The 19,683-nt window shown below is 36.9% G+C and carries 24 protein-coding genes and 1 riboswitch; of the genes, 5 read left to right on the top strand and 19 right to left on the bottom strand.

Annotated elements, in window-relative coordinates:
* Positions 1–135: 135 nt before the first annotated feature.
* Positions 136–447 carry a hypothetical protein gene (locus JOC83_RS04180; RefSeq protein WP_338038863.1) on the top strand — a complete coding sequence of 104 codons (312 nt, stop codon included), beginning with the start codon at positions 136–138 and terminating at the stop codon, positions 445–447.
* A 105-nt stretch (positions 448–552) separates the two neighbouring features.
* Here the strand turns inward: JOC83_RS04180 and panE are convergent, their stop codons facing one another.
* A complete protein-coding gene (panE, locus tag JOC83_RS04175) occupies positions 553–1,485 on the bottom strand; it encodes a 2-dehydropantoate 2-reductase (protein ID WP_205184167.1) in 933 nt (310 codons plus the stop codon).
* Positions 1,486–1,673: 188 nt separating this feature from the next.
* Between panE and JOC83_RS04170 the strand changes: the two genes are divergently transcribed.
* Positions 1,674–2,594, top strand: coding sequence for a CobW family GTP-binding protein (locus JOC83_RS04170; RefSeq protein WP_205184164.1), 921 nt, complete (start codon positions 1,674–1,676; stop codon positions 2,592–2,594).
* A 203-nt stretch (positions 2,595–2,797) separates the two neighbouring features.
* Here the strand turns inward: JOC83_RS04170 and JOC83_RS04165 are convergent, their stop codons facing one another.
* Positions 2,798–2,938 carry a hypothetical protein gene (locus JOC83_RS04165; protein ID WP_338038871.1) on the bottom strand — a complete coding sequence of 47 codons (141 nt, stop codon included), beginning with the start codon at positions 2,936–2,938 and terminating at the stop codon, positions 2,798–2,800.
* 217 nt (positions 2,939–3,155) lie between these two features.
* Between JOC83_RS04165 and JOC83_RS04160 the strand changes: the two genes are divergently transcribed.
* Entirely contained in the window at positions 3,156–3,482 is a 327-nt protein-coding gene (locus JOC83_RS04160) for a MerR family transcriptional regulator (RefSeq protein ID WP_205184159.1), read from the top strand.
* A gap of 86 nt (positions 3,483–3,568) precedes the next feature.
* Entirely contained in the window at positions 3,569–3,904 is a 336-nt protein-coding gene (locus JOC83_RS04155) for a hypothetical protein (RefSeq protein ID WP_205184157.1), read from the top strand.
* A 16-nt stretch (positions 3,905–3,920) separates the two neighbouring features.
* Here the strand turns inward: JOC83_RS04155 and rarD are convergent, their stop codons facing one another.
* The 15 genes from rarD to JOC83_RS04080 form a co-directional block, all read right to left on the bottom strand.
* On the bottom strand, positions 3,921–4,850 hold the full coding sequence (rarD, locus tag JOC83_RS04150; protein WP_205184824.1) for an EamA family transporter RarD: 930 nt from the start codon (positions 4,848–4,850) through the stop codon (positions 3,921–3,923).
* A gap of 148 nt (positions 4,851–4,998) precedes the next feature.
* Positions 4,999–5,727, bottom strand: a complete 729-nt coding sequence (locus JOC83_RS04145; RefSeq protein ID WP_205184155.1) for an ATPase — start codon at positions 5,725–5,727, stop codon at positions 4,999–5,001.
* Positions 5,714–6,301, bottom strand: a complete 588-nt coding sequence (locus tag JOC83_RS04140) for a cob(I)yrinic acid a,c-diamide adenosyltransferase (protein ID WP_205184153.1) — start codon at positions 6,299–6,301, stop codon at positions 5,714–5,716. Before JOC83_RS04140 ends, JOC83_RS04145 begins: the two co-directional genes overlap by 14 nt.
* On the bottom strand, positions 6,298–6,723 hold the full coding sequence (locus JOC83_RS04135; RefSeq protein WP_205184151.1) for a bifunctional adenosylcobinamide kinase/adenosylcobinamide-phosphate guanylyltransferase: 426 nt from the start codon (positions 6,721–6,723) through the stop codon (positions 6,298–6,300). Before JOC83_RS04135 ends, JOC83_RS04140 begins: the two co-directional genes overlap by 4 nt.
* Complete coding sequence (locus JOC83_RS04130) at positions 6,675–7,301, bottom strand: histidine phosphatase family protein (protein WP_205184148.1); 627 nt, start codon at positions 7,299–7,301, stop codon at positions 6,675–6,677. The genes JOC83_RS04135 and JOC83_RS04130 overlap by 49 nt, the downstream gene beginning before the upstream one ends.
* The gene (locus JOC83_RS04125; RefSeq protein ID WP_205184145.1) at positions 7,259–8,032 is read right to left on the bottom strand and encodes an adenosylcobinamide-GDP ribazoletransferase; all 774 of its coding nucleotides are present in this window, start codon (positions 8,030–8,032) and stop codon (positions 7,259–7,261) included. The genes JOC83_RS04130 and JOC83_RS04125 overlap by 43 nt, the downstream gene beginning before the upstream one ends.
* The gene (locus JOC83_RS04120) at positions 8,029–8,592 is read right to left on the bottom strand and encodes a bifunctional adenosylcobinamide kinase/adenosylcobinamide-phosphate guanylyltransferase (RefSeq protein WP_205184142.1); all 564 of its coding nucleotides are present in this window, start codon (positions 8,590–8,592) and stop codon (positions 8,029–8,031) included. The genes JOC83_RS04125 and JOC83_RS04120 overlap by 4 nt, the downstream gene beginning before the upstream one ends.
* Positions 8,586–9,668, bottom strand: coding sequence for a threonine-phosphate decarboxylase CobD (gene cobD / locus JOC83_RS04115; RefSeq protein ID WP_205184139.1), 1,083 nt, complete (start codon positions 9,666–9,668; stop codon positions 8,586–8,588). The genes JOC83_RS04120 and cobD overlap by 7 nt, the downstream gene beginning before the upstream one ends.
* A complete protein-coding gene (gene cbiB, locus JOC83_RS04110; RefSeq protein WP_205184135.1) occupies positions 9,643–10,629 on the bottom strand; it encodes an adenosylcobinamide-phosphate synthase CbiB in 987 nt (328 codons plus the stop codon). Before cbiB ends, cobD begins: the two co-directional genes overlap by 26 nt.
* The gene (locus JOC83_RS04105) at positions 10,629–11,330 is read right to left on the bottom strand and encodes an adenosylcobinamide amidohydrolase (protein ID WP_239583289.1); all 702 of its coding nucleotides are present in this window, start codon (positions 11,328–11,330) and stop codon (positions 10,629–10,631) included. The genes cbiB and JOC83_RS04105 overlap by 1 nt, the downstream gene beginning before the upstream one ends.
* A 4-nt stretch (positions 11,331–11,334) precedes the next feature.
* Positions 11,335–12,303, bottom strand: coding sequence for an ABC transporter substrate-binding protein (locus JOC83_RS04100; RefSeq protein ID WP_205184132.1), 969 nt, complete (start codon positions 12,301–12,303; stop codon positions 11,335–11,337).
* 295 nt (positions 12,304–12,598) lie between these two features.
* Positions 12,599–12,786: riboswitch (cobalamin riboswitch) on the bottom strand.
* A gap of 347 nt (positions 12,787–13,133) precedes the next feature.
* Positions 13,134–13,454, bottom strand: a complete 321-nt coding sequence (locus JOC83_RS04095) for a thioredoxin family protein (RefSeq protein WP_205184129.1) — start codon at positions 13,452–13,454, stop codon at positions 13,134–13,136.
* A gap of 61 nt (positions 13,455–13,515) precedes the next feature.
* Positions 13,516–15,045, bottom strand: a complete 1,530-nt coding sequence (gene gntK / locus JOC83_RS04090; RefSeq protein ID WP_378912487.1) for a gluconokinase — start codon at positions 15,043–15,045, stop codon at positions 13,516–13,518.
* A 141-nt stretch (positions 15,046–15,186) separates the two neighbouring features.
* Positions 15,187–15,879: a copper homeostasis protein CutC gene (locus JOC83_RS04085; RefSeq protein ID WP_205184126.1), complete on the bottom strand. Its 693-nt coding sequence runs from the start codon at positions 15,877–15,879 to the stop codon at positions 15,187–15,189.
* A gap of 176 nt (positions 15,880–16,055) precedes the next feature.
* Complete coding sequence (locus JOC83_RS04080; protein ID WP_205184123.1) at positions 16,056–16,637, bottom strand: hypothetical protein; 582 nt, start codon at positions 16,635–16,637, stop codon at positions 16,056–16,058.
* Positions 16,638–16,818: 181 nt separating this feature from the next.
* Between JOC83_RS04080 and JOC83_RS04075 the strand changes: the two genes are divergently transcribed.
* The gene (locus tag JOC83_RS04075) at positions 16,819–18,267 is read left to right on the top strand and encodes a cryptochrome/photolyase family protein (RefSeq protein WP_205184120.1); all 1,449 of its coding nucleotides are present in this window, start codon (positions 16,819–16,821) and stop codon (positions 18,265–18,267) included.
* Positions 18,268–18,288: 21 nt separating this feature from the next.
* Here JOC83_RS04075 and JOC83_RS04070 read toward each other — a convergent pair whose 3' ends face one another.
* Both JOC83_RS04070 and JOC83_RS04065 read right to left on the bottom strand, forming a co-directional pair.
* Positions 18,289–19,002 (bottom strand): DUF421 domain-containing protein, encoded by a 714-nt coding sequence (locus JOC83_RS04070; protein WP_378912482.1) that lies wholly within the window; start codon positions 19,000–19,002, stop codon positions 18,289–18,291.
* A gap of 155 nt (positions 19,003–19,157) precedes the next feature.
* On the bottom strand, positions 19,158–19,646 hold the full coding sequence (locus JOC83_RS04065; protein WP_205184113.1) for a metal-dependent hydrolase: 489 nt from the start codon (positions 19,644–19,646) through the stop codon (positions 19,158–19,160).
* Positions 19,647–19,683 lie beyond the last annotated feature (37 nt).

Genomic DNA, 19,683 nt, shown 5'->3' with positions numbered 1-19,683 from the left:
AAACTTATTATAAACATGTTAAATTCTTGTTAGCACTCTCCCATTTTTCTTTAAGAATACGAAATAATACTATAAAATAAACTTATTATCAATAACGCAATAAAACTAAGACTTTTAAATAGCGCAGGTGTTAAAGTGAAGAAACAAACTATATGTATTGTTATGAAATGTTTTGCCATTGTACTTTTTTTCATTCTTCTTTTTACCGTGATGCAGAGCCACGTACTCTCTAATAAAGCGATTATTGTTAGTAGCGCAACAATCTTTCTTTTGTTTGTATTAAGCGACTTCTTCTTCGAAAAAAAAACATGGATTTTAAAAGGCCTGCAATTATACATGTCCATCATGTTATTTATCATTGGTATTTTTGAGATGCATCATATTGTCAGTTCATTATGCGCTCTTTCGATTATTATTCTTCCACGAATCATTAATGAGTTACAATAAAAAGGAGTGTGTCAAAATGAGCAAAAGACGCTTGATTTGACACACCCACAACATCCTCTAGCTATCAATTATGGCGATTCGTCATTTCCCTACTGTTAGATTTTTTTACGAAAGCTCCTTCTTACTATGTCTCTCTTCATATACCTTTAAGTTTTGATAAATTAAGTTTAATAATGGCGTATGTATATCGTGTTTCTTCGCTTTTTGAACTAAGTAACCTTGCAAATGTTCACCTTCAATGAAAAAACCTTTTTCCATATCACGTTGCATGGATGATTTCATTGTATACGTCATTTTCTTAACCGTGTTCATATGTTTATCGACAATATCTTCTGAAAGCGGTGCACCCACTGCATGCATAACTTCAGCTACTTCGTTAAATACTTGTCTAATTATACTTTCTCCATTTTCCACTTCTCGAATAGGACCAATCGGTGACCTCATTAACGTAGTCACGCCCGATAAGACTGTAATAAATAAATATTTATGCCACATATCTCTTAAAATAAAGTCACTTAGGCGAAAAGATGCTTTTGTTCCTTGAAGCACTTCGTTTACTCGTCGAATTCGATTTGTATGCTCGTTTGAAAACTCACCAAACACAACTTCATGAATTGGACTCGTTTGAACGACTTCTCCCTTATCTCCTAGTGTTGTTTCAATGAAGCATAGACCACCAAGAACACGTTCTTCACCAAAATAATCTTGTATCTTTTTTACGTGATTCATCCCGTTTAACAACGGTAAAATAATTGTATCTTCTCCAACAAATGCTTTTACATCTTTCATAGAAGCTTCTAGATGATAAGCTTTTGTTGAGAAGATGACAAGGTCAAATGTTTCTACCTTATCCTCTGTTGTAATCGTTTTTGGTGTTAGTTTCACATCTCCATGAATACTTTTAATGACTAAACCATTCTCAGCAAGTTGCTGCTGGCGTTTTTTTCTTACTAGAAATGTTACATCTTCCCCTTTTTCTAATAAGCGTCCACCGAAGTAGCCACCAACACCACCCGCTCCTAATACTAAAATACGCACGCCCTCTCCCCCTAACAAATCATTTCTCTTTATTTTACCACATACAATATCAATCTTTTCAATAATTGCTCGTTTCTATGGAACAGGCAACTGAACTTGTTATAATACATATGTTGATTGAAAAAACATGTGATGGTATGATAAGCCGTAACAATTCTTATTAGATGAAAACTGAACGGAGTGTACATATGAAAAAGACGGAAGTATATATTTTATCCGGGTTTTTAGGTAGTGGAAAAACAACATTACTTAAAAATATTTTACAGCAAGAAAGAGATGAACAGCGTAAAGTTGCTGTCATTATGAACGAATTAGGAGAGGTGTCCGTCGATTCGAATGCCGTACAAGAAGATACTCCTTTAAAAGAGTTATTAAATGGATGTGTATGTTGTACAATTCAAGGCCAATTTGAAACACACCTTCACTCTCTTTTACAAGAGCATGAATTAGATTCTATTTATATTGAAACAACAGGTGTCGCTCACCCAATTGAAGTATTAGATGCATGCATGTCTCCTCTTTTTGCAAATGAAATTAGCGTAAAAGCCATTGTAACCCTTATCGATGCAAAAAGATGGAAAGACCGTCATTCATTAAGTCTTCAATTACAAAAGCTTTTACAAGAACAAGTTCGTCATGCAGATATCATTTTACTCAACAAAACAGATGAGCTATCAGAAAGTGAAAAAGCTTCATTATTATTCGATGTTCAATCTATTAATAACGAGGCCACTAGCTTATTAACGACTCACGCTAGCGTGAACATGGAATTATTGAGAAATGCACAATTAAGAAAAAAAGGACAACATGAACAAACTCATGTTCATGATCACTTGCATTTAAAAACGTTTGTTCATGAGTTTAAAAATCCAGTCGATGTTGATCAATTTGAAAATTGGCTTAGGAACATGCCTGATACGATTTACCGCATTAAAGGCTATATGCGCTTCACGCACTCGAAAGAAACATACCTGTTTCAATATTCATACGGCATGCCTCTTTATATGAAAGAACTCATGAAGTTCCCAAGTGTGCTCGTATTTATAGGAGAAAACTTACAGCACGATGAAATGAAAAAACAGCTACAGCAATTAGAAGAGCAGTCATAACTTAAGAAGGTTGCCTTATATATCTTTAAGTCAACCCCTCTTTTCTAAAAGGCGCTTGTTTTACACCAGTTTCTACTGAGTAAGCACATACTTTATAAACAGCGAGCAGCGCCGAAATTTATAACCATAGTCAACAAAGCCCCTTTTCTACTGACTGAATCCATGTACTGGATGTTAGTAGAAAAGGGGCTTTCGTATATCACTTACATTCCATTTTGAACTTTTCGTAAGATTTCATGAGCATTCCTACCAGCCATATGGCTTAATGCTTCCCATTTCTCATCTCTTTTTAAATCTAATTCAATGATTTGCTTGGCTAATTCAATTACTTGCTGTTGTTCCACTTTTGATATTCCCATCTTTATTCTTCCTTTCAACTCACCTTTTTCTTTTATTATAAAGAGTCATCACTTTTCTTTCATGTTTTATGTCATATAATCTCACATAAATATTATCTTTTCTAACATTATATGTTAGAATACTTTACATACGTAATTATTTTTCAGAATTATCATTTATAATAAAAGATAGAACATGACTTTTCTCAAGGGGTGAGGAATTTTGACAACGAATGAATCTTCATATCGTGACAAAAAAGTAATGTCCATTGGAATTGTAAAAGAACTAACTGGCCTATCCGAAAGACAAATTCGCTATTATGAAAAGCGCCAGCTTCTTTTTCCTGATCGTACAGACACAGGAATTCGCAAATATTCGTTTTCAGACGTTGAACGCTTAATGGATATTGCCGATCAAATTGAGGAAGGGGTTCAAACACATGAAATTCGATCTGAACTTGCGAAGAGAGATGAACTTCAGAAAACAAAAGATATCCGCAACAAAATGTTAAAAGGACAGTTAAACGCACACTTCCAAAAGAAATATTAATATCCCTCCTATTTGCTTACTAAACTCTCTATGTAAATGAATAAAAATCATGTAACATAGAAGAAGTGAAGAAAGCGGGGATACAAATGAAGATGATTTTAGAGTATAAATGGTTCTTTTTTATCGGAAGCGAACTTTTCTTTTTTATTTGTACAGCTGTATTTTTACTATTACGCTATTGGTTTCAACTTTATCAACTAAGCATAGTACCGGTTATTCTATTTTTAGCAGGTGAGGTTTTCTTAGTAGGACTAGGAATCTACGACTATATTGAAGCAGGTTCGTTCAATTTATTTCAATTTATCATTCTTTTATTTGTTCTATATGCTATGACATCTGGAAAACAGAGCTTGAAGCAGTTAGATCATGAAATCAAACAAAAAGTTGCAAAATTTAAAAATCAAAAAAGCCCTCTCGAATAACGAGAAGGCTTATCTTTTACATTCCAACCGATCGACTTTTTCGTAACTTAGGTTGATGAGATACCATGAAGCGTGTTTTAGAAAGCGCAAAAACAATTGAACCTCCCCAAATGAACAAAAACGCCACCATATGTACCTTTGTAAAATGTTCATGAAAAACAAAAACTCCTAAAAATAACGTAATCGTTGGTGCAATATATTGTAAAAAACCAACCATTGATAACGGAATGAGTTTTGCACCCTTTGCAAAGTATAAAAGCGGCATAGCTGTAGCTACTCCTCCACCAATTAATAGCAATGTATCAAGTATTGAAGCCGTTCCAAAACTCGATGTTCCTTTAGCCATTAATAAAAGGAAGTAAATAAGCGCAACTGGTGTAACCATCAATGTCTCAAATGTTAAACCAATTTTTGCATCCATATTCATTAATTTTTTCACTAATCCATAAATCCCAAAGCTCAACGCTAGTAAAATAGATATCCAAGGAAATTGGCCGTACTGCATCGTTAAAAACAACACGCCAACTGCAGCTAATAACACCGAGATCCCTTGCCAGAAATTTAATTTTTCTTTTAATACAACAATTCCAAGCAAGATACTCACAAGCGGATTAATATAATACCCTAGACTCGCTTCAATAATATGATCATTATTGACAGCCCAAATATAAATAAACCAGTTAAGACTAATTAAAACAGACGCCGCTAGCAACGCCATGATTTGCTTTGGTTTTTTCATCAGCTCTTTAAATGTTTCTTTGAAATTATGCAACTGTCGACTCGTATATAGCAAGATCATCATAAAAGCAAATGACCAAATGACACGGTGGGCTAAGATCTCATCTGCAGGTACTTGATCTAATAGCTTCCAATATAAAGGAAAAACGCCCCACATCATATAGGCACTGGCTGTATAGACAATTCCTGCTTGCTGCGCTTGATTCATTGATTCTTGTTTCATACACCCGACCTCTTTTCTCTCTATCTCATTTGAACAACTCTCATTATATGATGATTATCCTTGTATTTACAATCCTTTTATTTCAGAAGCCGAAATTTCTATGTTTCACACACTTCAAAAGGCATAGCTATTGCTATGCCTTTTCTTGTTTCAATGGATAAAAGATGTGATGAAATAAGCTCTTTAATTGTTGCTCATAAGGTTCCTCATAAGAAATAAGAACACAAGTAGCAGGTCCAGCTGATTGCTCAAGCGAGAGCGAGGCTGAATACAACTGCTGCTCCCACCCATTTAATGTGTGCAGTAAATCAATTTCATGCTGAATTCCTTTTGATCCAACTGGAACAATCTCATACACATTTTCATGGTGTAATAGCGTATAAAATTGCTGTAATGAAATCATCTCTTCTTGACGCAATAGTACATCTTCTCCAACTAATGGGTAACCGACTACTGCTAGTTTTGCCCCCATCGGCGTTTTGCCTATTCGTTTGCTTCGCTTTTTTACCACCCCAACGACTGTAAAACTAGCTGCTGATTGAAGAAGACTAAAATTTGTCTCACTACTTCCTACTAGCTGAATCGTCGTCAAATGAAGTTCACCGCAAATACGGTGTAATGCTTTCTCATATTGTTCCCATGCATTTGTGTCGTTAAAGTTGGCTACAACAACACATGTTGGCATTGCTCCAACACTGAGAACCTCCATCATCGCTACTCGTAAACTGTAATAAGCAACTGTTTCATAAGATACCAAAACAGCATCTTGCTCTTTCTCTCCAATTGCCCCAACATTGTCTACGGCAAAAACGAGTTCCTCACACTCGGTGAGTGGTGTAAACAGTACATCACGCTTGCTCATCATTTTTCTTTTGAGCAGAACGAAAAACTTTGGCACTACGGATGTATTCGACATCACTTATTTGTTCACGCGCATTCGCCACACGAGCTGCCGCAAAAAAATAGTCTGATAATCGATTTAAATATTGAAGAACCGATTCATTAATTTTATGCTGTTGCATCACCGTTACAACTAATCTTTCCGCTCTCCTTGTGATTGTGCGGCAAATGTGAAGTGTCGACGCTGCTGGTGTTCCTCCAGGTAAAATAAAGCGCTCAATTGGTGGAGCTTCCTTCATATAAATATCAACGCGATTTTCTAACACTTGAATCATCTCACCATTTACTTTGTAAGGATGATCTTCACGTGCAAACGCTAGGTCACTTCCACAATCAAATAATTCATGCTGAATCGTAACAAGCTCTTGCTTCAAGTCTTGGAACAACTGATTGTCTAATTGATGAATAGCTTGACCAACAAAGCTATTTAACTCATCAATCGTACCATACGCTTCCACACGACTATCATCTTTATGTACACGCCCTCCAATTAAACTCGTTTTTCCTTTATCACCTGTTTTAGTATAGATATTCATTCTTGTTCCCCCTTTAATCGATTCGATACTCCATACCAAATATGATCAACGATATGAGCGTTTTTAACGATATGTTGATACACATAACCACAAGAATCTCGCCAAGCACGGTCTTGTGGATTCATAGGTACAATTCCTTTCCCGATTTCGGTACCTATAATCACAACTTGATGCCCTGAAGCTTCTAACAACAACCAATCTGTTACAATCGTTTGAAATGCACGACGAACTTCTTCAATCGTCATTCCCTCTTCTATAGATTCCTTAATATATTGCTCAATTCCTTCTATCACCATCACATTATGGCGAGAATTCATAACTAACTTGTCACCACGATAAGCCGAGCACCAAAATGCATCATGATAACGCTCTTTCACCCATTTTCTTTTTCCGTTAAACGCACCTCCGAATATGAAATGCATGACCGTCTCTCCCTTGCTGTTTGTTCTGTATGAAAAAATGTACATCCTTCACCAAAATGAAACGACCACTCCCAAAAATGCGGTCGATCTGGTACAAATGTTGAAGCTAATAAACGAAGAGGCCCTCCATGTGTAACGATTACAGCATGGCGATACTTTCTACTCATCAATAAATGAATCAATTCATCCCAAGCCTGCCAAATACGAATGGAAAATTCATAAAATGACTCTCCTTGTATTGGAGAAACATTAAATGGATCATTTAACCAGTTTTGATAATGAGGCTTTTCCTTTAAATCTTCATATGTTCGAAGCTCCCAGGCACCAAAATTTATTTCTCGCCAACTAGATGAGGGGCTATAGGATATCCCAGGAAATAATAGCTTTGTTGTTTCAACACACCTTATTAAATCACTACTTATAATGATGTCAGGTCTATCAATTAACAATTGCGAGCTTTTAAGTGAATCCATTCCATCTTGACACAATGAGACATCGGTCCACCCAATGTATCGCTTTTCTCGGTTTGCTGCTGTTAACCCATGACGAATACATGTAATAACCAAAGAGTGATCCATAAAAAAGTCTCACCCCCTTCAATAGAGGTTCCAATTACATCACCGGTTATGCCTCCAAAGTTCACTCGAATAAAACGAATAAATCCGACAGTGAATAAACCATACGCAAGGAAAACAAGTTTATTGTCAATCATAAAGAAAAGAGCTGCAAGTAATAATATGCTCATACATACATATAAGCGAATGATGTGCTTTGTTACACCACGTTGAAAATAAGCTGCTAATCCAGTTTCTTTGGCAGGCTTTTCTATGATTAATAGCCAGCCGCCAACTAACCTAGGTAGTGAAAAAATAAGAATCACGTTCCACATCGTGATTTCCGAATAAGTAAGAAGCTCATGGATACTCATCCAACGTAGCCCTAGTAAAAAAAGGAGTGATAGAATTGCAAAAGATCCCACATGAGGGTCACTTAATATATGTAATTTCGCTTCTTTTGATTGCCTCGAAAAGTAAGCATCACTCACATCCATATACCCATCTACATGCAATCCACCCGTAAATACGATAGGAACTAAAATTAGTAGTAAACTAACGACACTAGTGCTCATTTGCAAATTTGCGAACACATTCATTGTGTAAAAGAACATACATGCAATAACTATTCCTAGTAACGGTAGGTAAAAAATTGTTTTAGCCGTTCGTCTCTCTGTCCACTCAATCGTTTTAGCAACAGGAAGAACTGTAAAAAATTGAATGGCCATTCTTGTAATCATAAATACTTCTTTCATGTGAAAAGGCCCTTTCCTTTTTTATAAGAAACAACACCTGCTTCTACAGATAAAGCAATGTCTGACTTCGCTACAATCCGTTGATGAAGCGTACCAAGTAGTTTCATATAAATATACGTTGCACCATCTGTCACACCTGCTTCAAACAAATCATTTGAAACAATCACAAGTTTCGTTACATGATCACGTAGCCGTAGGACACTATCTATCATCTCTTCTACTAATTGATTCTGCTCTCGCTTACTTTCCCAGTTCATTCCTTCAGAAAATAATTCATTCGCTAACCAATTAGTTAAACAATCTAGTAAAACAACATCATCTCGTTCGCATTTATGTATGAGACTACCGACATCGGTTGGTCGCTCATAGGTAATCCAGCTAAGTGCCGCTGTCTCCCTTGCTACTTGATGATTCCTTATTCGTTCTTTCATCTCATTATCCGTAATTCGACTTGTCGCAATATAAAGACAACGATCAGCCTGAACATTCCCCGCTACCGTCAACTGCTCCGCTACGCTAGATTTACCACTCCTTACCCCTCCACTAATAAAAATTAACATTTTATCTGAAGTCCTTTCTTTATCACGTCTATTAACTTTTCATTCTCCGAACGAGTTTTAATTGCTAAACGTATGTACCGACCATCTAGCCCATTAAAGTTCTCTGTATGTCGTGCTACAATACCTTCTGATGCTAAATACATTAACCACTCTCGCCCTTTCCATCCATCAGGAATTTTACATAAGTAATAATTTGTAACTGATGGTGAGTATGTAAGGTGTAACGTATCTAGTTGAGCGAACACCCAATTACGCTCCTTTGAAACCACAGAAATTGTTTCTTTCACAAAAGCTTCCTCATCTAAGCAAGCTATGCCAATTTGTTGAGCAATACCATTAACACTCCAATGTGGCTGCTTTTCTTTTAATTTCTGAATAAGTGTCTTTGAAGCAAGAGTATAGCCTAATCGAATACCTGCAATGCTATACATTTTTGTCATTGAACGAACGATGATAACTGGATATCCTTTTTTAATAAACGGTACAAATGAAACGGCTTGCTCAACAAAATCAATAAACGCTTCGTCTATCACAATAACTGTGTTGTGGTCTTTAGCTTTCTTTAAGACTTGTTCCCATTCAGATTGACTGTACATGACTCCCGTTGGATTATTAGGGTGGCAGATCCAAAGTAAATCAACGTTTTCAATGAAGGGTAATACTTGTTGAATGCTCCATTGCCAACCGTTCGTCTCATCTAACTGAATTTTTGTTACTTCGCATTCATAGGCATAAGAAGCTTGCTCATATTCAACAAATGTTGGTTCGATGATTCCTACCTTCTTGTGAGAAAATAAAGATGCAATAAGAAAAAATGCTTCGGCTGCCCCATTTGTAACGAGAACTTCTTGTAAAGGAACATTTAAATGGAACGCAATCTTTTCGGTTAGCTCTGTTACTTCTGGATCTGGATACATAAACGCATCCTTTTTTACATCCTTCCACCAATACTCAAAAGAACTTGGCATACCTAGTGGATTCGTATTGACACTAAAATCTAGCAGGTTCGCTTGTTGTGGTGTATGTAGCGCCCGCAATAGTTTTTGAGGATTAGCCCCATGTGATGGTAAACGCAATACACATACCTCCAATCATCATAAATAGCATGGTAAATGCAAAAATCGTTCTTCTCATAATGAGCACTACTTCTTCTATATCCAAAACCGTTAACTCTCGTAACGGATCACCCATCTTAGCACGGTTTGATACAACACCTTTATACGTATTAAGTCCGCCAAGCTGAACACCTAACAATGCTGCTACTGCACTTTCACCAAACCCACTGTTTGGGCTAGGATGTTTTCTCGCATCTCGCTTCACAATATGCCAAATATGTGAGTACGTATAATGACTGTTTTGAAGATTGGCCAAAATCATCATGACAGCTGTAATTCGACTTGGAATATAATTTAACACATCATCTACTTTGGCACTGAAGTAACCGAACTTTTCATAACGTTCATTTTTATAACCTACCATTGAATCACATGTATTAATGGCTCGATAAAATAAAGCAAACGGAGCTCCTCCAATAAACGCGTAAAATAAAGGAGCTGTAATGCCATCGCTTGTATTCTCTGCTACTGTTTCGACAGTGGCTCGTACAATTTCACTTTCAGGCAGTCGTTCCGTGTCTCTTCCAACAATCATACTCACTTCATAACGAGCTGCTTCTATGTCTCTTTCTTTTAAAGGACTTCCTACTTTAACCGCTGCCTGTGCCAATGAATTGGAAGCAATTGTTGTAGAAATGATGATTGCTTCTACTACTATACCAATTAAAATATGAAACTGATAACAAACGTACACTAGTAAACCGACGAAAATAAGTGTCCACACGCCCATTGATAAGACAACGATCAATCCTTTTTCTTTTTTTAATTTCCCTTTATTCACATGCTTGTCTAAAAACGCAATCCATGACCCAAACCAACGAACAGGATGCGGCCAATTTTCAGGGTCCCCAATAAAGAAATCAAGTATGAGTGCTAAAATCACTGCAATGAGATGGACGGTGATAAACATTGTGATTTCCATTATTTTTTCACCCTTTCACGTAGTGCATCGTCTAAGCTTATTTTCACTAACTTAGCAATCCCTTGACCTAAAGCCGTCATAGAGCCTGCATATTCATACCTGTGCCCTTTTTGACGAGCTGCTACACAAATACTATCCGTTGATGTGCCTGTTGCGATACTATTGGTATTTGGGTCTCGTACGTTGAGAGCTCCTAGCGTTTTCGTTTTAGCTTCCGTAGCGGCAATAAACACTTGCAAAAAAGCAGCTTCGCTTAGCCAGCCATCGATAAAGAAAAACATATTAATGGTTCCTGGATTTACGGAGAATGGCGTAAGCTCATCTGATGTAATATCAACCGCATTTCCTACTCCTGCCGTGATCACAGAAATGATAGTTAGATTGTCATATTCATATGTATACAAAATGCGATTTTTTAACGGCACCGCGGTCATTAAACCAACGACACCTTCAAATACTAACTCACGACTTTTCAAGTAATGACGATACTCCTCAATGGGATGATTGCAAGCGTAATCTTTGTGAACAAACCGATTATAAAACGTATTTGTTCTACAAACACCTGCGCCAAGAAGACCTGAACTATAGCAAGCAAACGGCTCACTCGTTTTCATCATGAGCAAATGATCTTGTTCAACTAATAAAAGATTTAAAAAAGGACCTATTCCTTTTTTAATCTTTACCGGAATATGGTCCTTCATCTTCTTATTTGTACACCTCCGGATAAACAGCTTTTGCTAATTCTTGTAAACCTTCTACTAAGCGTGGACCTGATCGTGTCACTGTATCTGAGTTAACGTCAACAACTGCCTTTTCTTTAACGGCTGTTACGTCTTTCCACGCTGGTCGATTCATCACTTGTTCAGTTGCATTTTCTGTATAATAGCCATAGGTTGTAATAATCACATCTGGATTAAATTGTACCGCTTTTTCTTCTGAAATTTGTACCCATCCATCTTCACTATCAGCTACATTTTTCGCACCAATAAGCGAGAGCATTTCATCCATGAAAGTTCCTTTACCTGTTGTATAAATGTCAGGTGCTGGCGATACTTCAACCCATACAGACTTTTGATCTTCTTTCGCAATCGCTTGACCTTTCACTGAAATCGCTTCCACTTCGTCTTTCATTGCTTTAATTAATTGATCAGCTTCCTCTATTTGACCTGTTAACGTACCGATATTGGAAATAGTCTCATAGACACTTTCAAAATTAGTCGCATCTTTTACGACAAACAAAGGAATGCCTGCATTTTCAATTTGTTGGAAGGCTTCTGGCGATGCTCCCATGCTCGACGCATGTGCTAACACTAAATCTGGATTTAACGAAATAACCTTTTCTGTGTTAACATTCATGTCGCCCACTTTTTCTTTCTTTGTTGCTTCTTCTGGATAATTATCAAAGTTTGTAACGCCCGCTATCTCTTCATTCAATCCTAATTCAAACAAAATTTCCGTATTACTCGGCATGAGTGAAATAATTTGTTTTGGTTCTTTTTCAAGAGTAACTTCTTTGTCTCTTGCATCTTTTAATGTTAACGGAAAACCATCTTGTACTAATTCTTCCTGTCCTTCTTCCTTTTTGTTACTTTCATTTGTCTGATCTTGATTACCACAAGCGGCTAGCGAAAAGAGTAATAACGCAGCAATCAAAGACAGTAGCCATTTTTTCATGTTCTGTTCCCCCTTCATAAGTGAGTAATGAGATGGCTATTCCACGGTCAGCGGGGGTGATATACAAAAAGAGGCTGTCTCACGTTATAACAGGCATCCTTTTAGTCGTAAACATCTTACATCCGAATGAAAACGGGAAGCATGCGATGTTTACAAAGTGATGGTCTGTTACAAAGTAGACAACCTCTATAGATTAAGTCGTTACCTCTTATGTATAGTACAACCATTGTATTAAGTCTTCATTTAACAACAATGAAACGACTTCTCGCTATATGCTTCACCTCTCCGCGAAGGTGGAACAACCAACAATAAGGCAGGTCTCCTGACTTACGCTTCAAACGATTAAGCTATCCCTTCCCATCTATATGACAGTGGTTTTGTAGCTAATCTCACGCTTTACAGTGGCGGGACCGTGTTGGACTTTCACCAAACTTCCCTTTTCACCCAATAATGCTCTTTGGGACCTTATTGCATTACTATTTAGTTATAATCGTAATAAGTATACATGACTGCTCAAAATAAATCTACATGACCTTTTTTAGACAAACAAAGCTGATAATGTCTTAAAAACAATATTCAATGAGAGGTGTTCTAACAAAGAGGTGTTTTTTACAACATTTCAGTGGTATAGTAACAGCATCATATAGCTGTAAGTCAGCATATGATACAAGTAGGGGTGAATGTATAGAGGGCTTGGTATGATACCGAGCTTTTTTTGTCGTAAAAAAGCAAGGTAACAGACAATGAAAAGAAGATGGTTTCATCAAACATCTCCTGCCTATCTATTTATAATGACGATTGAAAGGCAAGAGATGTTTGACTTTTAGTTTTTACTTTTGAAAATCATTTAAAAACTCGCGCACGGCTTCTGGTGTTTTTGCATTTGCGCTATGAAGATGTGCTAGTTTTTCTCCATTTTTATAAACAAGCAATGAGGGGATACCCATGACATTGTTTTCGTCTGAGATTTTTTCTAGCTCGTCACGATCTACTTTGAACCATTTTTTATCATTGTTTTCTTCAATAATTTCATTAATAAACATATCTAGACGTTTGCAATCTGGACACCATGTTGTCGTAAAAATCCCGATGCTCACTTCATCTGATTTAATTTGCTCATAAAACTGTTCTTCTGATGTAATTTGTTTCATGTGATAACCCTCCATTTATATGATTGTATCCATTATAATTAACTTTTCTTATTTATGCCCTTTATTTGCTCAGGGTTAAAGAAGCAATTTGTCGATAATGAGGTTGCAAAGCTTCCATTAAATTCATATATACAGGTAACATCTTTTCATAGACCTCTACATGTTCCGATATGGGAGTATGTTCATTTATGTTCCCAACCATTTCACTTACAGCTTCTAATGAATCAACCATCTTTAATCCATACAAACCTAGAACCGCTGCTCCAAGACAAGAACTTTCAACACTTTCTGGGATGGTTACTTTTACATTAAAAATGTCCGCCATCATTTGCCGCCAAATGTCTGAGCGAGCAAATCCTCCAGAAGCTTTTACTTCTATCGGTGTTCCAATAATCTCTTCTATCGGTTGTAAAACCGTATAAAGATTGTACATGATTCCTTCTAATACCGCTCGAATCATATGTTCTTTTTTATGATGTAGTGATAATCCGATAAATGAGCCTCTTGCATCTGCGTTCCATAAAGGGGCACGTTCACCTGACAAATAAGGATGAAAAAACAACCCTTCTGACCCTGGTTTTACGGTGTTTGCTATTTGTGTCATGAAATCATACACACTAACACCTAACCTTTTAGCCACCTCTTTTTCACTATGCCCAAATTCTTCTTTCACCCATTGTAAGATCATTCCACCATTATTAACAGATCCGCCCACCACCCAGTATTGATCCGTTAATACATAACAAAAGGTTCGCCCCTTTTCATCAATCACTGGTTGGTCAGTCACTGTTCGAATGGCACCACTTGTTCCAATTGTAACTGCCACAACACCTTTTTTAATGGCATCCAATCCAAGGTTAGAAAGAACACCATCACTTGCGCCTATTATAAAAGGGATATCTTGTAACACGCCTAACATCTTAGCAATGGATTCATCAATTCCTGTTACATAATGCGTCGTAGGAACGATTGTGGATAATTGATGAATTTGAACTCCTGCAACCTCCAAAGCCTCTTCGTCCCAATTTAATGTTTTTATATTCAACATTCCTGTTGCTGAAGCGATTGAGTAGTCAACAATGTATTGACCAAATAGCTTATAGAACACATACTCCTTAATGGAAATAAACTTATGAGCACGATTTACTAGCTGTTTTTTCTCTTCGTTCAGCCACATTAATTTTATGAGAGGTGACATCGCATGCACAGGTGTTCCAGTGCGGCGATAGATAGGAGTTGCAAGTCCCTTTTCGTTTAAGACCTCAGCATACCGGGCTGCTCGTTTATCAGCCCACGTCATACAATTTGTAAGCGGTTTACCATGCTTATCAACTACAAGTAAACTATGCATAGCTGAACTGAACGATATAAATCTTACTTCTTCTTTTTTTAATTTGCTCGTTTCCACTACTTGCTTAATTGTAGATAATACAGCTGCGAAGATTTCATCTGGATTTTGCTCTGCTGTGAATGCGTCTGGTGTATACAGCGGATATTCTACGTGATGCATAGCCTTTACTTTCCCATCAAATGTAAATAGTACTGCCTTCGTACTGGTTGTTCCAATATCCACACCAATCATATATGACATACTAACTACACCACCCTTTCTTCCAACATATCACGAACTTTTCTTTTATATAAGGTTGTCCGAAAAAAGGAAATTCCACCCCTCAATCTCCATAAACACGAAGAGAAAATAAAGCTCACTTTTGACAAGGTCCACTTCATTTTACTTAAATTTACTTACTATCTTTTTAGCTTCCTCCACACTTTTTGAATTTAAAGGTTGTGTATATTGGCAGTTTACACGCACACCTGCGCCAATGCTCACTTCATTTACATTTGTCACAGATAAGAAGGCGTGTAAATTTTCTGGCTTTAGCCCTTTTATCCCTAAAATTTGAAGAGTGGTCCCTTTCAATCTCCTCTTCATTTTTTTAATTTGTGGAATCCCATTTAATGCGCTTTTATCAGCACCAGACGTACACACCCTTGTAATTTGATTATATTTCACTAATGTCTCAAGCCCTTTTTCTTGATCTTTCAATTGATCAAATGCTTCATTAAACGTAATGTCTAATCCTTTAGCTTTATGTAACAACAGCTGTAGAACACGTTCATCAATCTCTTTATCTTTGTTTAAGCACCCTATCACAATGCCATCTACCCCTATATCTTTTACAACTTCTATATCTCTTATCATAGTTTGGACATCGCATTCATTATATTGAAACGATTGATTATGAGGTCGAATCATAACATGTAGCGGAATATTTACCTTCTTTTTTACTTGTTCAATTAATCCATAACTTGGTGTTAAGCCACCTGATTCAATTCCTACTACAAGTCGAATACGATCTGCTCCGCTTTCTTTCGCAATTTGGGCATCTTCTAATGTAGTGGCCATGATTTCTACTATCATAAAAACATCCTTTCATCTTTTATACGCATAGTTACTGATTTCTTTTTTCATCATTATAGCGATAAAACGCCAAAATTCCATGCGCATATTTACCAAGCCAAAAAGGACTTCTCATCCTCTAGAAACTAGAAAACCATGAGAAATCCTTCCTAAAATAAGATGATTCTTAATGTATATTATTTAAATAGACGCGATTTTCGATTTTTTTTGCCGTTTGTTGCTTGCATTTGACTATTCATCCATTCATTTGGCGTCATCATCGGCATTTGATTCTGCATCATCTCTTGACCGTTCATCATTGGCATTTGATTCTGCATCATTTCTTGACCGTTCATCATCGGCATTTGATTCTGCATCATTTCTTGACCGTTCATCATCGGCATTTGATTCTGCATCATCTCTTGACCGTTCATCATTGGCATTTGATTCTGCATCATCTCTTGACCGTTCATCATTGGCATTTGACCCTGCATCATCTCTTGACCGTTCATCATCGGCATTTGACCTGGCATCATTCCTGGTCCACCCATCATTGGCATTTGACCTGGCATCATCCCTGGTCCACCCATCATCGTCATTTGACCTGGCATCATCCCTGGTCCACCCATCATTGGTATTTGACCTGGCATCATCCCTGGTCCACCCATCATTGGCATTTGACCTGGCATCATCCCTGGTCCGCCCATCATTGGCATTTGACCTCCACAACTCGGACATCGTTGTTCCGATTGATTCATTTGTTGAACATGTCTATTCATTTTAGAGCTCCTCCCATTTATTCATACAATTTACGATATTCATTGGGCTTTTGATTAGGAATTCGTCCGAGATAAAATAGGCTATATAAGCGTATGAACCTATTAAAAGTTGTTTAAAAGAGAAGTCTTTTTTATAATCAGGCAATATGATAAAACGTGTCACAGAAAGGAGAATTAGATAATGGGGGAGCCTATTCTTGTATGGATAAGAAAAGACCTACGCCTTGTTGATAACCCAGCATTATTTCATGCTTTAAAAGACGGAATTGCGGTTCCTGTTTATATTTATGACGAGGACTACGAGAGAGAATGGTCACTAGGCGGCGCTAGCAAGTGGTGGCTTCATCAAGCTTTATCTGATTTCGAAAGCTCCATTCACAAGTTAGGTGGGAAGCTTATTATTCGCTACGGAGATACATGGTCACAACTTCATGAGCTCATTCATGAAATCAAGCCAAAAGCTATTTATTGGAACAGGCGATACGAGCCTCATATAGTAGAAAAAGATCAACAAATTGAACGGATGACCTCCTCTAAAAAGCTAGATGTAAAAACCTTTAATGCTCACCTTTTACATGAACCATGGGAGATCGCACAAAAAAATGGAAATCCTTATAAGGTGTTCACTGCATATTACAAAGCAACTCAAAAACAGCTCGTTTCTAATCCTGTTCCAAAAATCACCCAATTTTCTAAGATTGAACGAGACGTGTATACAGAATCTGTTTCGGACTTAAAATTGCTTCCTACCATTAATTGGACCCATACAATAGAAAAAACATGGAACGCCACTGAAAATGGGGGAATTTCGCTCTTCAAGCAATTTTTAAAACAAAAGATGATGAGCTATGAATCAGGACGAGATTTTCCTGCAAAGTCCATTCATTCATCTCTTTCACCCTATTTTGCATTTGGACAATTGTCACCACGTGTACTTTACCATTATCTTTTAAAAAAGGCACAAACCATGCATTCAGCTTCTTTTCAACGTCAATCTGAACAATTTCTTCGGCAGCTTGTATGGCGGGACTTTGCTTATCACTTGCTTTATCATTTCCCAGACACCACAGTGAGTTCATTAAATCCGCTGTTTACAAATTTTAAATGGGAAAAGCATGAAAAACATTTTAACGCATGGAAAAAAGGACAGACGGGTTATCCTCTTGTGGACGCAGGAATGAGGCAGCTATGGCAAACAGGCTTTATGCACAACCGAGTTCGAATGGTGACAAGCTCGTTCCTTGTAAAGCACTTGCTTATTCATTGGAAAGAAGGTGCTCAATGGTTTTGGGATACACTCGTTGATGCAGATTTAGCGAATAATACACTTGGCTGGCAATGGATTGCTGGATCTGGAGCAGATGCAGCCCCTTACTTTCGCATCTTTAATCCAATCACTCAATCTGAGAAATTTGATCATGATGCTGAATACATTAAAATGTGGGTACCAGAATTACGAAATCTACCCAATACTTACATTCACAAACCATGGGAAACTCCTCAAAACGTTTTAAATGAAGCAGGAATTCAGTTAGGAGAGACTTATCCATTTCCCATTGTTGAACATAAAGCAGCAAGAGCAAGAGCACTCGAACGATACCATGAACTAAAAGCCAGTCAAAAAACGTAACCTTTCTTTTATATGTATGGTTTAATGATTGAATGGAGGGATCATCATTGCTTTTACCTGCTTTAAACTAATATGAAGATGTTTGGTCTCATCCATTCCACAATAAAAAACAGCTTCTACTTGTTGAATATGTAAACGTTCTAACTCTCTCAATAGCCAACCTTCTGTTACATGAAAGTAATTGAGAACATCTTTATTTACTTTTCCATCAATGATAGCCGGTAATTCAAAGCTTCCTTTTAAACGTAATGTATCAGGGTTTAATACAGGTTTCTTTTTAATTGACATCTCCCCATTGCCTTCAATGATTGCTAGTTCTACCTCTTCTAAAAAGTATACTTCATGTGAGCGCAACATTTGCAGTAGATTATCGACTGAATATTCAATTTTATTCATCTGTTCCACAATAAATTGTCCTTTATAAATGATAACAGTCGGTTCAAATGTTATTTTATTTCCGATTGTTCGATTTTTAATTTTCAATTTTGCTACACTTGTTTGTAACAATGCAATTGCTATAATAGCTACACCTGTATGAATATGCTCAATATTAGGATCAGCAATATCTGCTCCTACTACTGCTCCAATTGTCATCACTACTAAAAAGTCAAACACAGGGAGTTCTCCAACAGATCGCTTTCCCATTAATAATGTCACAAATAAAAGCAAAGGCAAGATTGTCACAATCCTTCCTATTACCTTTAATGAATCTAAGACTATTTCCAATTTCTTCACCTCGTTCATCATTAGTGTGAGCGAGTTTATAAAATATATGAACCATTTCTTTTTATAGAAATGGTTCACTGTGATGGATGTAACACATTTCATGATACGATGAGTGTGTTACATTGTCTTAGACATTTACTAATGAATGTAAAGACTATTCAATTTTACGATAATAGCTGTAAGTACAACTTGTGCTCATATAAAAAATAGATAAGCGTAAATAAAGCTATGTAAAAAAGGACTGTTTCTTGTGATCCCCCTGTTTCATAGGTTAATGGTGATTTCATTTTCTTTTTAAATAAAGGTGAAAATAGCGGTACCCCTCTCTTAGAAAAGAAATCTCCAACAATATGAAACGCATACCCTATTGCAATTCCTAAAGTAAAATCACTAGGATATTTCTGATAAAGAAGAACAAATAAAAAACACGCTAATAAAGAATGCGTAATCCCGCGGTGACCAAAGGCTGTTTTAATTAACCTCGCTAGTCCAAAAGAGCGTCTTCCTATAAATGAATTTGGCTCATCGATATCAGGGATAAGAGCTCCTAATGCAATTCCAATTACATATGGGAATGTAAATGAAATATCGGTTGTTGTTACAACCCCTGCGCCAGCAGCAACTGATGTAACAATATGCGTACGATACTTCACACATGCCACCTTCTTTCTAATAAATACACACATATGT

It is taken from the genome of Priestia iocasae, assembly GCF_016909075.1.
GTDB lineage: Bacteria > Bacillota > Bacilli > Bacillales > Bacillaceae_H > Priestia > Priestia iocasae.
Note: the sequence above shows the minus strand (reverse complement) of the source record. Positions and strands in the feature narration are given on the sequence as shown.